The organism is Neobacillus sp. Soil_C_43 (assembly GCF_057656715.1).
This window is the reverse complement of sequence record NZ_JBDGJV010000017.1, coordinates 87,015-101,770: the sequence shown is the minus strand read 5'-3', so window position 1 is coordinate 101,770 and position 14,756 is coordinate 87,015. Positions and strand designations below refer to the sequence as shown.

General features: G+C 38.3%; 13 protein-coding genes. 4 read left to right on the top strand and 9 right to left on the bottom strand.

The genetic code is table 11. The features are described 5' to 3' along the window. Window positions 1–70: 70 nt before the first annotated feature. A complete protein-coding gene (locus AC3A54_RS20215; RefSeq protein WP_487655937.1) occupies window positions 71–505 on the bottom strand; it encodes a DUF3021 family protein in 435 nt (144 codons plus the stop codon). Between the two features lie 13 nt (window positions 506–518). After that, window positions 519–956 (bottom strand): LytTR family DNA-binding domain-containing protein, encoded by a 438-nt coding sequence (locus tag AC3A54_RS20210; RefSeq protein ID WP_487655936.1) that lies wholly within the window; start codon window positions 954–956, stop codon window positions 519–521. Between the two features lie 231 nt (window positions 957–1,187). On the opposite strand from AC3A54_RS20210, the gene AC3A54_RS20205 reads away from it, so the two are divergent. Then, complete coding sequence (locus AC3A54_RS20205; RefSeq protein ID WP_487655935.1) at window positions 1,188–1,697, top strand: GNAT family N-acetyltransferase; 510 nt, start codon at window positions 1,188–1,190, stop codon at window positions 1,695–1,697. A gap of 149 nt (window positions 1,698–1,846) precedes the next feature. Here AC3A54_RS20205 and AC3A54_RS20200 read toward each other — a convergent pair whose 3' ends face one another. Further along, entirely contained in the window at window positions 1,847–3,109 is a 1,263-nt protein-coding gene (locus AC3A54_RS20200) for a benzoate/H(+) symporter BenE family transporter (protein WP_308081188.1), read from the bottom strand. A 122-nt stretch (window positions 3,110–3,231) separates the two neighbouring features. On the opposite strand from AC3A54_RS20200, the gene AC3A54_RS20195 reads away from it, so the two are divergent. Continuing rightward, a complete protein-coding gene (locus AC3A54_RS20195; protein ID WP_308081187.1) occupies window positions 3,232–4,101 on the top strand; it encodes a LysR family transcriptional regulator in 870 nt (289 codons plus the stop codon). Between the two features lie 383 nt (window positions 4,102–4,484). Here the strand turns inward: AC3A54_RS20195 and AC3A54_RS20190 are convergent, their stop codons facing one another. From AC3A54_RS20190 to AC3A54_RS20180, 3 genes are all read right to left on the bottom strand, one after another. Continuing rightward, the gene (locus tag AC3A54_RS20190) at window positions 4,485–4,946 is read right to left on the bottom strand and encodes a CD3072 family TudS-related putative desulfidase (protein WP_487655934.1); all 462 of its coding nucleotides are present in this window, start codon (window positions 4,944–4,946) and stop codon (window positions 4,485–4,487) included. Then, the gene (locus tag AC3A54_RS20185) at window positions 4,936–5,511 is read right to left on the bottom strand and encodes a CD3073 family putative ECF transporter S component (RefSeq protein ID WP_308081185.1); all 576 of its coding nucleotides are present in this window, start codon (window positions 5,509–5,511) and stop codon (window positions 4,936–4,938) included. The genes AC3A54_RS20190 and AC3A54_RS20185 overlap by 11 nt, the downstream gene beginning before the upstream one ends. Window positions 5,512–5,580: 69 nt before the next feature. Continuing rightward, window positions 5,581–5,919: a DsrE family protein gene (locus AC3A54_RS20180; RefSeq protein WP_487655933.1), complete on the bottom strand. Its 339-nt coding sequence runs from the start codon at window positions 5,917–5,919 to the stop codon at window positions 5,581–5,583. Window positions 5,920–6,185: 266 nt separating this feature from the next. Here AC3A54_RS20180 and brnQ point away from each other — a divergent pair, with 266 nt between their 5' ends. After that, on the top strand, window positions 6,186–7,520 hold the full coding sequence (gene brnQ / locus AC3A54_RS20175) for a branched-chain amino acid transport system II carrier protein (protein WP_487655932.1): 1,335 nt from the start codon (window positions 6,186–6,188) through the stop codon (window positions 7,518–7,520). Between the two features lie 138 nt (window positions 7,521–7,658). On the opposite strand, the gene AC3A54_RS20170 is transcribed toward brnQ, so the two are convergent. Beyond that, complete coding sequence (locus AC3A54_RS20170) at window positions 7,659–9,119, bottom strand: DNA/RNA non-specific endonuclease (RefSeq protein WP_487655931.1); 1,461 nt, start codon at window positions 9,117–9,119, stop codon at window positions 7,659–7,661. Window positions 9,120–9,891: 772 nt separating this feature from the next. After that, window positions 9,892–11,064, bottom strand: a complete 1,173-nt coding sequence (locus tag AC3A54_RS20165) for a sulfite reductase subunit alpha (RefSeq protein WP_487655930.1) — start codon at window positions 11,062–11,064, stop codon at window positions 9,892–9,894. A 223-nt stretch (window positions 11,065–11,287) separates the two neighbouring features. Between AC3A54_RS20165 and gad the strand changes: the two genes are divergently transcribed. After that, complete coding sequence (gene gad / locus AC3A54_RS20160) at window positions 11,288–12,757, top strand: glutamate decarboxylase (RefSeq protein WP_487655929.1); 1,470 nt, start codon at window positions 11,288–11,290, stop codon at window positions 12,755–12,757. An 803-nt stretch (window positions 12,758–13,560) separates the two neighbouring features. On the opposite strand, the gene AC3A54_RS20155 is transcribed toward gad, so the two are convergent. Beyond that, complete coding sequence (locus AC3A54_RS20155) at window positions 13,561–14,658, bottom strand: L-dopachrome tautomerase-related protein (RefSeq protein WP_487655928.1); 1,098 nt, start codon at window positions 14,656–14,658, stop codon at window positions 13,561–13,563. Between the last annotated feature and the right edge of the window lie 98 nt (window positions 14,659–14,756).

Below are 14,756 nucleotides of genomic sequence, written 5' to 3'. Positions count from 1 at the left end.
ACGGTCCAATAAGATGCAAAAAAAGCGGTAAGCTTTTTTGCTTACCGCATAATTATGTGTTGCAATTTGATTATTGAGGAATGTCTTTCTTCCATGCGTTTAGTTTTTCGTTGATTTCTTGGGCCTCTTTTTGATCCTTTTTCCATGACAGGAAACGAACGAAGAAATAGATGACGGCAATTTGCACTGCCAAAATGATTCCATCTGATGGACTTTCAACAATCCCAAAAACACTGCTAAGGGCAATCAATAAAATCTCCAACGTGAAAAAATGAAGGATCATTCTAATACGCATATTTTTTTCGCTTAAGTCATTGGGAGAATACAAAATAAATCCTATTGATGCACTTAAAAAGGCGAATGCCATAATGATATAAATGGACTTCAAATCAAAGGCTTCATCAGGGTAATACATTTGTCGCAAAATAGTAATGATAATAATGATGAGTGCGAAGATGAGCAGGAAATCCTTGATGATCTTTTTTACAAATTCGGACAGCTTCATATGTATCCCTCCGTTATAATCCAAGCATCTTTTTAAGGACAGGCACATATTGTCTTGATACAACCGCGCGCTCCCCGTTATCAAGCACCGCTTCGAGTCGGCCGCTTATGGACGGATGGATAGAAGAGATTTTAGCTATGTTCAAAATTGTAGATTTGGATGCACGAAAGCAGTTCCTTCCGTTACATAATTCCTCTAACTCATACAGCTTTTGTTTGACCTCATAAACGTTGTCTTTGCAGTAGCTAAAAACCTTTCCGTCAACGGCTTCGAAATAATAGATTTCACTCAGCTTAATACGGAGAACTTTATCATTGTGGTAACCGAGTAAAATGAGGTCTTCCGTCTTTAGCTTGTTTACAATTTCATAGACTTCGTCATCTACCTCATGACACCTAATGAGGATTTCTTCTGCAAGTTCTTTATTTACTTCTTCGATTGAAATTTTCATATTATCACCCACAAAAATTCAAATTGTTCGTGCTTCTACTAGCACAATTTGATTTGGATATTTTTACATCTTTCAGACAATTCCATTATAACACATCCATATACAATCCTTTTTGCAGTACTCAACCTTTAAAAAAAATTACACTTGATACATAGAAAAACTATGTATATAATATTGATAACTACATAGAATTATGATGTATATAAATATAGGTGGATGGGTGAGACCAAAATGTTAATGACAGAACGATGCGCTTTACTGGCTGTTTCTGAAAAGGACTATGAATCGATATTGATGTTGTATGTGGACGAAGATGTGCGCAAGTATCTTGATGGAACAGTTGATGAGATATCGTTTGGTATAAGATTTCAAATGATGTTGGAATCCAATCATTATTGGACAGTAAGACTGAAAGAGACGAACGAATTTATTGGGTTAGTGTGTTTAGATACAGGCTATGACAGAATCAACACAGAGATTGGCTATCAGTTTTTACCTGCTTACTGGGGAAAGGGGTATGCGAAAGAAGTCATCGAGAAGGTAATTGAATATGGCTTTCATTCCCTAAAGTTAACAACCATCATCGCTGAAACCCCAACTCTAAATGAACGGGCCTGCAGGTTGTTAAAAAGAGTGGGGATGAAATTTGAAAAAACAATGAAGAGGTTTGGCAGTGATCAGTCTATGTTTAGTATTCAGAAGGGGGCTTGGCACCGGGTGAACAGACTTGTATATAAGTAATATTACTTTTCGGATCAATCGGAGTGAACCGTATCATAAGTAAATGAGGTTTTTATTCTATACAAAGAAATAAATGACACCTAGACTGCACTATGTCTAGGTGTCATTTATTTTGTCATGAGATGTATCCGAGGTCTAAAGAAACGGTGTTAGGAAATTTTGTCCTGGCAAAGAGCTTCACTCAAGTTAGTTTCATTGTTTTGGTCACTTGATTCGGATTTATAAAAATCTTGTTTATCCAAGAATACAGTGGCCAAGGTACCCCCAACTAGACCCCAGAATGGAGCTCCGATATGGAGAATAGAGATCCCAGAGATTGTGATTATAAATGAAAAGAGGGCGCCTGATTTGAATGGACCAGAGAAACTCATTTTCAAAGAGTCAACCAGTACACTAATCATGGCGACGCCACCTAGTAATTGAATTAATGAGGCAGGAATGACATGTGGAATTTGCGAAGCTATTGGAGAGAATAGAGCTAATAGACAGGATAATACTCCTAATACAATAGCAGCGACATACCTATGTTCATGTTTGCCTGATTCTTTATTAACAAGTAAGCCGGTCATGGGACCTGCAATACAGGCTGGGTGGCCCCCAAAAAAAGCATTTATAATGGTACCGATTCCGCTCCAATTGGTCATGGCATTGATCGGTGGACGATAGCCATGGGTCTCTAACATAGCAATCCCTTGGGCATTTTGAATGGCAATAACCGTTAAGACTAATGGAATGACAAGTTCCCCTACAACGGAAAAACTAAATGATGGGATGATAAAATGGGGAATGCCCATTGTTATATGGAGAGGCTGTACAGAAACGTTCGGCAAAAATTTAAGACAAAGAATTGCTGCAATGATCGCCCCTAATATAGGCGGAAACTTTTTTGAAAATCGTAAGAAAAAAGAAAGAGCAAGAAAGACAAGTAACGGGATTCCGTTGAGTAAAGGGTTTTTTACAACCGAGCCGATCATTTCAGTTCCGAAAGGGAGTAAGACGCCTGACACCATCCCCATCATAACTGGCATAGGCAAAACCTTCATCAATTTTGTAACAAGGCCAGATAATCCTAAAAGAAAAATAAGGATCCCGGTTATAATATAGGCACCAACCACTTGGTTGAAAGAATAATGGGTTAAGCTTGAGCCGACAAGAATGGCTCCAGGTATTGAAAAGGCATAGCCTATGGGTTGCCCATAATATAAGGAGACGATGAGCGTTAGGAGTCCCCCCATTCCATAAATGGCGAAAATCCATGAGCTGGTTATGCTACCAGACAAATGACCTTTTGCAGCAGCTTGTAAAACAATTAATAATGGTCCTGCTGAACCAAAAAGCCAGGCCACAAATCCATTCGATATATTCCCAACCGATAAAAGCTTTGGAAATTGTATGGTATTTTTTTTGAACAACAAAGTCACTCTCCTTCAACTTATGAATTACACTACATCTTAGTGTATACTTAATTTATCGATACTTAAAATATCTGTTTTATCTTTTTACTATATCTTTTGGGTATGATGGGGGTTTCATCTTGGATATTCGACAGTTAAAATACTTTGTCACTATAGCAGAAGAAGGTAAGATCACGACCGCTGCAAAGAAATTAAATATTGCTCAACCCCCTTTGAGCAGACAACTCAAACAAATGGAAGAAGAGCTAGGCGTCACTTTATTTGATCGAGATAACAAAAGTCTTAATTTAACCTTGGAGGGGGAAAGATTACTTCTTCGAGCAAAAGAACTTTTAAATAAACTTGATGAAACAATGGTTGAAGTTCAAGAATTGAGGAAAGACGCCAGTGGGATTTTATCTGTTGGATCCAATCTTTATTGTGCATCTTTAATTCTTTCTAAGGTGGTAGATATTCGTGAGAAAAATCCTGGTCTTACTTTCAAAGTATGGGAAGGTGAAACGATTCATCTCATAAAAATGTTATCTAAACGTCAGATTGAGATTGCGATAACAAATAGTCCAATAACAGAAAATAGTATCTCACAAATAACATTGGAAAGTGACCCATATGTGCTTGTTTTGCCTGAAAAATGGACGTGGAGTGGATCAGAACAATGCAGGTTAGAGGAAATCATCAATTTGCCATTGATTCTTCTGCGACCAAACTATGGTTTAGGTGCGTATGGACAAATTGTCAATGAATTTCAACGGTTAGATTTAGAACCAAATATACTGTGCGAATGTCAGGATTTAATTATGTTACTTGGTCTCGTTTCATCGGGGTTTGGTGCAACGATCTTACCGCTCTCGTTATTATCCCTCCATTCATTGGGAGGATTGAGAGTCATTCAGCTAAAGGATCAGACCTTAATATCTGAACCCAAAGTAATTTGGAGGAAGAATAGTTACTTATCAAAAGCAGCAAAAGAATTTTTAAAACTTTTTTAGACACAAAAAATTATTTACTCAAAAGTAAAAAACTTCAACGTTGAAAAATGGAAAATAAAATGAAACAGGTATTAGTTTTGACTGTGTTAAAGTAGATCTTTAAATGGAAAATAAAATATATTCATGGTTTTATAACCTCATTTAGATTCGTTACGGAGAGCCTTATCATAAATAGAGGTAGTTTTTGGAAATTAGTGCCTGCCACCACCAGTTTTTTGTCGATAACTTCGACATTATTTGGGGGTAACAGGCATTGTTTTTTATTTTGCGTGCCCAGCAAGCCGTTAATTGCATATTGGTGAAAGGGCTGTATAAGAAACTATAAGGTTTCAAGAACTATTACCAAATATCAACCTTAGAAACAGCTTCTTACTATACAAAAATTATAAGTGATGTAAGCCTGCTTTAAATATCGGTTCACTTGTATTTGGTAGAAACCAAAGTGTTTTCAATTCAATATCCTTTTCAAAAAACATATCCTTCAGTTCTTCAATAAAGATCCCGCGTGTCGGGTCACATGATGGGCTGCTTTGAATGCCAAGAAATCCAACAATTTCATAGCCGTTTTTGAGATATTCTTCTGCTTGCTGCAAAACGGGCCGTAAAATTACCCGGCAAAGTTTCCGATATTCAGGGGTATTATATTCCTCATAGGTCATCGAAGGACGATTTAATCCAAGAAATGTAAATTCTGGGCATGGCAATTGTAAAAAACCATAGCCTTCCCTCATGGCCCAATCCACAGCGGAAAGGACAGCACCCGCTGCCCTTGCCTCATCATCTATAACCGTATTTTGATTTAAAATACAATGGGAAACTAGTAAAATCTTTTTACTACGCTGCATGGTTTTTTTCCCTCTTAATAATCCTTGATAAGAATGGCATACGACCAATCATAAACAGGACAAGGAAGCAGGTAATAATTTTATCCACCAAGTTTCCTGTTATGCGTGATATGAATGTCGACGCAAATACACTTTCACCTGAAGATCTTAACCATAAAACAACTAAATCCATCCCGCTGCCGTTTAAACCACCATAAACGGCAACGGCAATCGGAGTACCGATTAACGGCGCAACAATTGAAATAATGAGTCCTGTGATTAGGGCAACATACCATTTGGTAAAATCGAACTTCCTTGCGATGAAACCTGCAACCAAAGCAATGGCAATATTGACAAGTCCAAAGAATATGGCCGAAGCACCCGTCGTCGCACCGAGGACAACATTTGTAAGTCCTCCTGTCAAAACGCCCCACCATGGGCCAAACAATACTGAAATTAATACTGTTCCAATCGTATCAAGGAACAAAAGGGGAATTTTCATTGTCGATACAACAGTACCCAAAACCACATTTAGAGCAATCCCCATTGCAGAATAAGTTAATATCATTGTTTTGCCTGTTTTCATTTTTTCTCCTCCGACCTTAAAGATAAATAATGTCTAAACTAACATTACAACCGTCCCCATGGTTCCCAATCAAGGTAATGTAATTACTTCATATTTTGCAGCTAATTCAATAAAACGGGCCATCCCGCTAATTTTTCCCGCTGCAAGCTTATCGTTTAGCTCATAAAAGTCTACGCATGTTTTACAAGCAAGAACGTCAACACCCTTTTCTTCCAATTCCCTTAATTGGAGAGAAACAAGCCAGCTTTCCGTTAGTGCGAACACACCGCGGTTCAGGCAAAAAACAGCCGCAGGCAGTTCTTCCTTTTGCTTAAGAATAGTAAAAAAAGTTTCCAAAATGCCTTCACCAAGTTCTGTTTCTCCTTTTCCAAGCTGATCTGAAGCAAGTAAAATTACCTTGTTTTTCAATTTCTCCACCTCACTGAATTAATAATACTAACAAATGCCCGGAGAGACCCAGGGCATTCTATGGACTGTATTTATTCACTAATATAATGGTTAATTTATCCATAATGCAATTCTAATTATCGATTAGATAGATTAATATAAATCGGAGTATTGGATACATGGACGCGTGTTACATAATTGTATTTTTTCATATTCAATACTCAATATAGCGGATATTTGATAGAATAAGTATTTTCATATAAAAATATTCAATTGAGGTGAATTGCTTGAATAAATTAACCAGTAAAGAAATCCTGTTTATTGGCTTCATGTTATTTTCAATGTTATTTGGTGCAGGGAATTTAATTTTTCCAGCCTATTTGGGACAGGCTGCTGGAGAAAATGTATGGCAAGCAGTTATTGGGTTTATTATTTCTGATGTGGGTCTTACAGTATTAGCTTTTATAGCGATTGCAAAATCAGGAACATTCGATGCATTAACTAATAGAGTTCATCCTATTTTTGCTTTACTATTCCCCATGGCAATTTATTTGTCAATAGGACCTGGACTTGCCATTCCACGTGCCGGCAGTCTTGCTTATGAAATGGGAGTGAAACCCTTTTTACCAAATGCAATCGAGTCTTCACCGATCGCACTTTTGATTTATACAACTGTATTTTTTAGTATTGTTTTTTGGTTTGCAAAATCTCCAACTAAATTAGTAGACAGATTTGGAAAGATTTTAACACCTTCTTTATTAGTTTTAATCATGATCGTTTTTATCAAGGCTGTATTTACTGATTTATCTAACTTTAACGAAGCTACATTATCTTATAAAGAGAATCCTATCTCTCAAGGATTTTTAGATGGATATCAAACCATGGATTCCATTGGTGCGTTAATTTACGGAATTATATTTACCAATATTTTTAAGAGTAAAAAAATAACTAAGCAATCATTACAAGTAAAATATTTAGCGATATTTGGACTTATTTGCGGCCTGCTTTTATCTATTTGTTATTTTATTATTGGATACTTAGGAGCTTCCGCTTCAATACCAGGAAAAGTTGATAATGGAGCGATTGTTTTAAGTACGGTATTACAGCAATTGTTCGGACAGAGTGGAACAATTGTTTTAGGATTAATTTTTACACTTGCATGTTTATGTGTTTGTATAGGATTAATTACATCATGTGCTCAATATTTTTCGAATATTTTCCCGAAATTATCCTATATAAAATGTGCAATCTTTTTATGTGTGATCAGTGGTTTTGTAGCAAATCTTGGTCTCTCTCAAATATTAAAAGTATCAGTCCCAGTGCTCGGCTTAGTGTATCCAATGGCAATTACATTAATCATTTTAGGTCTATTACATGAGAGCTTACCTTTTAATAATCGCCCCGTATATTTCATGACAATCGGCCTTGTCGGTCTATTTAGCTTAACTGAAATAATCAATTCCACATTTTTAAATGGTTCATTTTCAGATATATTATCAAATGTTCCTTTGCAAAATGAGGGCTACGGCTGGGTGATTCCTGGTTTACTTGGTTTAATAATAGGAAGCATTTTTGAAAAATTAAGGGTTAATGAGGAACCGACTGTTAAGAAAGCAGCATAAATACGAAATAAATAGATGTACGTTTATGTACCCAAGGAATCAAACAAAAAAGCTAGGTTAGTCTTGAGACCTACCTAGCTTTTTAAACAAATCTACTTCCATTATTTCTCTCTATAAACCTACAGTAGCTTCCTATGGTTAATTCGTAGGACCATTGTCAACATTGGCTTCGATGGTACTTTGGATGTTTGTTGATACCGAGGAAAGGAAGTTATAACCAGTCAAAGACTCAATCGTATCTACACTTACTCTGTAGTAGCCCCAAGGTTGACTGGAAACTGTTTGGTCATTCGGCAACAACACAGCTATTACTCTAGTAGAAGTTGTTACACGGCTAACATCATTATTCCCATTAGGCAATACGACGATCACCTTCCATGTTTTAGCTGGCACGACAACTCCATTCCCAACAGTCGTCATATATCCATTTGCCCCGGTACCCCCACTTCCGTAACCTCCGGAAATAGTATATAGTTCGTTTCCGGCTGAAACCAGTTTACGGGAATAGGATTCTAGACTTGCCCAAGTCACCTCGTTATTTTTTGGAGCTTGAGGAATCATATTGGTCATCAGAAATGTTGCGGAATTGTCATCAACAGAAGCTGTTCGATCTTCTGACGGACACATGTGTCCCCTGTCGAATCCGCTGCCTGAAAATTCAGTGGATGTAACCCGATACCATCCTGTCGGAAGTAATGTATCCGCACGAAAATTATCTTGACGCGGTGTGCTTCCAAGATCAGATGAACCTAAATGCCAGCTTACCCAGTTAGGCTCGTGTTTGCTATTATTGTAAGAAAGAGTATATTGCAGCTTGGTCATTAAATAATTATTGGAATTGGCGGTATCAGCTGTAGCACCACTTGGATTCCCTAATCCCATATTATCATTATCAACGCCTAATGCTGGCTCAGCAGGAGAAGATGAATTTTGAGGGTCCAAGCTGCTTGTGATCACCAAGTCGTTAGCATTATTGTTTGTGTCCCAACCATTCCCTTGACCTTGTACTGTGCCACTGTTATTGTCTTTACGTTCTGCACTTGTCGTATTGGAAAGAGTCCCAACTGGAGTAGTTTCTGAATCATTGGCAGAACCAACGCCTACAAAATCCACAACATTTGAATCAGTTGAACCTGAAACCGAGGTAGTGACTTTGGCCAAAGCAACTTTTCCACTACTTGCACTTAAGTTGATGGTTCCTGTTACATCAGCAGTCGGTAAATCAACCGTTCCTCCACCGCCGCTTGCTTCTTTAATTAAATAGTATTGATGTGCACCAATGCTTCCTGTTAAATTTGTAATGCTACTGAATGTACCCGTTCCAGAGGCATATTGGACCGTCCACCCGGTTAAGGTAACACTGGAATTAGTAGGGTTGTAGAGTTCAATATAATCATTTTTGTAGGAAGCACCACTATTTCCGCCACCACCATAAATTTCACTAATCACAATATTTGTTCCTACAGCTGCTTGTGAATGTGGAATAAATACATTCCCTAAAGCAGCTACAAACACCAAGCATATACTTACAAGGTAGGCTAACTTTCTCTTTCCTCTTTTAGTTAAAATGGCTTTTTGTACCGATTCACTTTCAAACATATAGCAATAACCTCCTACTGAATTTTAGGAAACATATTGGTAGAAAAATTTGTAAGTCAAGACGAGATTAATAAAATAATCGTGATTCTCAGAAGAGAAATCTTGCTGAAAAGGTATATTGCACAAGGTAAGAGTAAAAAGATAATAGCCAGTGTACATTTTATGAATATGAGCAAAAAAAATATAATTACATTCATTTAAAATAAAATGGATTTACACATAGGATTTCAGTTAGAGGTCTATCTTAAGTGTAAAAAGCCTTGCAAGAATTCTGAGCACCTCCTAAAATTATTTTTAAACTTGAATCCGTTCGCTGAAAGAACATAAACCATCCTCTCGACAATACGAATGAATCCAAAAGTCATTCAGTCAGCTATTACCTTTCCCTATTTTCACACCACACTCCACATGGTTTGGATACGAGCCACAGGTATGTATTGTGTTCACCTTGCTTAATTTGACAATAGCATAAATTGTATCTAAATAGATTTAATTTTTAGCAAATTAAATCTATTTCTAATGGTAAATATAAAACTATGTAATAATTGTGAGATTCTAATTCTGCAATTGCATGAAATATTTCTTTTTATTCATATAGAAAAAGCATAAAAAGCAAAGAGACACTTCGTAAAAAAAGAATGAAGTGTCTCTTTGCTTTTTAATTAATCAAAATAATGAGTTACTGTTAAAGTTGGCATTTAATGAATGGGAAAATTTCATTAATCAAAAAGGTTTTTTGGGAGTGAAATGGCCAATGCCCTTTCATTCATAGTTAATACACATCACGTTGATAACGTCCTTGCTTCTGCATATCTTTAAGATACGCTTCGGCTGCTTCACGATCCATTGTACCTTCCTGTTCAATAATGGTAATAAGCGTGTCGTTGACGTCTTTCGCCATATGTTCCTTATCCCCACAAACGTAGAATATAGCTCCTTTTTCAATCCATGCAAATAATTCTTTGCTATGTTCGATCAGTTTATGTTGGACATAAACTTTTTGAACCGCATCGCGGGAAAATGCCGTATCAAGTCTTGTTAATACCCCATCTTGTTGGTATTGTTCCAGCTCGTTTTGATAAAGAAAATCCGAAGCAGCATGCTGATCCCCAAAAAACAGCCATGACCGGCCGGTTGCTTTATTAACTGCACGTTCCTGGATAAAAGAACGGAATGGTGCAATGCCCGTCCCAGGACCAACCATGATAATATCTGTATCTTGGGAATCTGGCAAATGGAAGTGTTTATTAGCTTGAACAAAGACTGGAAGCGTATCCCCTTCCTGAAGACGTTCAGCACATAAAACAGAACAAACGCCTTTTCGGTCACGTCCATGCGCGGTGTAGCGTACAGCACCTATCGTTAGATGAACTTCATCAGGATTTGCTGTAAGGCTGCTTGCAATTGAATAGAGACGTGGCGTCATTTTTCTTAATAAGGAAACGATGTCCTGGGCAGAAGCTTTCCATGGACCAAAATCACGTAACATATCAAGCAAATCACGCCCATAGCAATATTCCTTTAGTTGGGTTGAATTCTCAACTAACACGAGGTTTTGAAGCACTTCATTTTCTGTAAATGCTGCTGCTTGTTGTAAGATCTTCTTAGTCAGTAGTGTAATTTCAAAGTAAGAAGTCAGCGCTTCCTTTAACGGCAGTGTCTCACCTAGCTTACTAACAATTACAACCGATTCTTCATCCCAGCCCATTACCTCAAGAAGAGAAGCCACAAGTTCCGGATCATTTGCCGGCACAACGCCAAGTGCATCACCCGGGTTGTAAGAAAGACCTGAATCTTTTAATGATAACTCAATGTGCCTAGTTTCCTTGCTAGAGCCAGTTCCATTTAAATTACTATTTTTTAGAACCTTTGCTCGAAATGGATTAGTCCGTGAAAATGGTTTTTCACTTTTGGTGCTTTTCGGATTTTCCAATGTAAGTTGCATATCATAACCTCCAAAAGTAGTCTATAACTAGAATACCACAGAGTTGGGAAATCAGATGTGGAGTTTGACACACAATGGACAATCATTTTTAATCCGGCTTTAAATAATAAGAATCATTAGAGTGCCTGGCACCGGGTGAACAGTATCGTATATAGGTAATGGTTTACCAAATGCTTTTTTGTAAATAATAGGATGGTTAAACAATAAATAAAGGAGGACTTGTATGCCACAGGATCGAAAAGAAGAAGTTCAAAACGATGCATACAAAGGAAAAGGAGGCATGTCAGATAATCCACAATGTCTACCGCGTCACGTGCAAAGGGAGCTGCCTCACGAATTTTCTGTGAATCCTCTGTTTGCCCGCGAAGGAGAATTAGTCGTTCCGCGCTTTCACATTTCTGATGAAGGCATGTTACCCGAAACAGCGTATCAAATCGTCCACGATGAAATTGCTCTTGATGGCAATGCCCGCCTGAATCTTGCAACATTCGTTAGCACATGGATGGAGCCTGCTGCAAAAGACTTGTATGCCAAATCATTCAACAAGAACATGATTGACAAGGATGAATATCCGCAGACAGCCGCAATTGAGGAGCGCTGTGTCCGAATTCTAGCCAACCTCTGGCATTCGCCTAACCCCCTTACGACGATGGGCGTTTCAACAACTGGTTCTTCAGAGGCATGTATGCTCGGGGGGCTTGCGTTAAAGAGACGATGGCAAAATGCACGGAAAAGAGAAGGGAAGCCGGCGGATCGGCCCAATATCGTGTTCAGTTCCGCAGTTCAGGTTGTTTGGGAAAAATTCGCAAACTATTGGGAGGTCGAACCGCGTTATGTGAAGATTAGCCCAGAACATCCTCATTTGGATCCCCAGGGGGTCCTATCAGCTGTGGATGAAAATACGATAGGTGTAGTCCCGATTCTCGGGGAGACGTATACCGGGCTCTACGAACCGATTGCTGAAATTGCGAAAGCGTTAGACGATTTACAAGAGAGGACGGGCCTTGACATTCCTATGCATGTGGATGCAGCTTCGGGAGGATTTATTGCACCGTTTCTTCAACCAGACTTGGTCTGGGATTTTCAATTACCGAGGGTGAAGTCCATCAATGTATCTGGACATAAATATGGACTAGTCTATCCTGGGCTGGGTTGGATTATTTGGCGGGAAGCGGAAGATCTTCCTGAGGATCTCATCTTCCGCGTGTCCTATTTGGGTGGGAACATGCCGACTTTTGCCCTGAATTTCTCGCGTCCTGGTGCGCAAGTGCTCCTGCAATATTACAATTACCTGCGTTTGGGGAAAAGTGGGTACCATGATGTGCAAAGGGCTTCTCAGAAAGTCGCTCAATTTCTTAGCACGGCGATTCGGGAGATGGAACCGTTTGAACTTTTGTCCGATGGTTCGGATATTCCGGTTTTCGCTTGGCGCCTGAAAGAGGGTTACACAGTAAACTGGAATCTTTTTGATTTGTCTCGGCAATTGCGTGTGTTCGGCTGGCAAGTGCCCGCCTATCCATTGCCGCCAGATATGGAAGAGGTGACGATTATGCGCGTGGTGGTTCGAAATGGTTTTTCCATGGATCTCGCCCATATGTTTTTGATGCACCTCAAACAGGCAGTCTCCTTTCTGGATTCCCTGGACGGGCCTATGCCACATGATACGAAATGTGATAATGGGTTTCATCACTAAGTGGGGGCTAGACCCCATAGCCATTAAGTTAAGCTTACCACCTTGCAATTAAGTAACTTAGTCGTATCCCTCCATTAAGAAACTTATTGGAGGGATTTTTTATGGAGATTAAGCCGACCAATAAGGATATGCTTTAAGCACCCGATCTGATAATAAACGGAGTAATTTCTCTTAATTAGTAAATAGGATTAATAATAGCTTAAATAGACGGAAGGATTCCGCCTATTGACTCGAAAAATATGAAAATGGGCAATTTTGCTTTGCATAGTCGGAAAAACTCCCCTTAAATACCCCGGAAAGAGCTCTATTTTGCATTTAACCGAAAAAACTCCGCTTATTTTACTATCGCTGGTTACTTAATTATGGACAAGACTTCATATTTAAAGTAAGTAAGAGGGGTAGGGGTGCTTTGATTAAGCATTTTTTTGATCCAAGAGAACCTCATTTAGTTTAGATACGTCACAGTGAACCGTATCATAAAGGATATCCTTGCAAAAAAACAGCACCCCCAAATTTGATGGTAGAAAAGGGATGGTACCACGCTTGGGATATGAACGAGCAAATCAATTTGGATCTCAATTATATTAATACAGCATTAAACTTCTCTAATCTATAGAAAATTTTTAGGAACAGTTTAACATTGACCAATAAAACTGTTCCTAAAAACCATTTTTTTGTGAAATGGTCGGTAATATATCAGTTTTAATATTGAAGGTAGAATCGTCATCTAATTCCCGGATAAAAACTAATAACCGATTAAACCTCTCCTGACGTAATGTAAAAATTATTCAACTATTTCTTTATTACGAAAAGGTAGGAGCAGGGAATTCGTCAATTTTCATACGAAGTAAACTATAAGGTTTCTGTCGCAGGTCTTTTCCATAATGAAACCTTGCCTGCCGATGTAATTGGTTCACAATGACATATAAGTATTGATCCGGCCCAATTGAAAAAGTATCTGGCCATAAAATTCTCGGATCATGAGCGATTGTTTTCATTGTGCCATTCGGCAATATCTTTCGAATACTGTTGTTTTCATAGTCTCCGGCATAAATGGTTCCTTTTGAACCAGTGATCATTCCATCAGACGCACCTTTTTCTCCCCAGTACTTCACCTGATAAAGTAAATCCATGTCCGGTATCGTTCTGTCTCTTAGAGCTTCTGTTGAGATGGAAAACAAATGACGACTGGTAAGTGGACAAAAAAATAAAATCTTTCCATCGGGAGAAATCGCTATACCATCAGACGCCAATCTAAATGGAGATGTTGAACCATCTTTGTTTCGGTTCATCAAAATTTCACCTTCTACTTTCGGTAAAAAATAAGGATCGGGTGAAGTTGAATTTGCTCCATTTAACCGTCTAAACGCGTTTCCATTTTCTAAATCTACAACGATAATAGCTCCTGGTCCTTTGGAAGATGAATCCGTTATATATGCATAACCCGCTTTTCCAACACGAAAATCAAATCGGACATCATTCAGATAAGTTGTTGGCAGGACAACATCTTCTGTAAAGGTATATACTTTTCTTATTGTATTGGTTTTTAAATCAACAGCGACTAATTTTGCCCCTCCTTTAATTGGTACAGAAAAATTCGGTGCCGCTGTATCTAATACCCAAAGTGTTCCCCTGCCATCCGCAACTACACTTTGGACACTGATGAAAGACATTGTGATATTACCTTGATTACCCAAATTGGTTTCAAAACTAGGATAAGGCTGCAAAGTATCCCCAACAATTTCCGCTACTGTGAATTTAACGTCGTCTCCCCATTTCGGAAAGCAAATGAAAATACGACCGGTTTCTGATACACTAACACCTGTCGGCATAGCCCCATAAAATACATAAACTAGTTCTAACTTACCGAAATACTTTTCCATAGGTAACATAGGTTTCATGATATCCTCCTCAAAAATTCCGCACGGGATATCACCAATATATGATTACAATTTTTTCTAGTGCCTGGTTCTTAATTTGGTTTTCCATCTAAAAAATT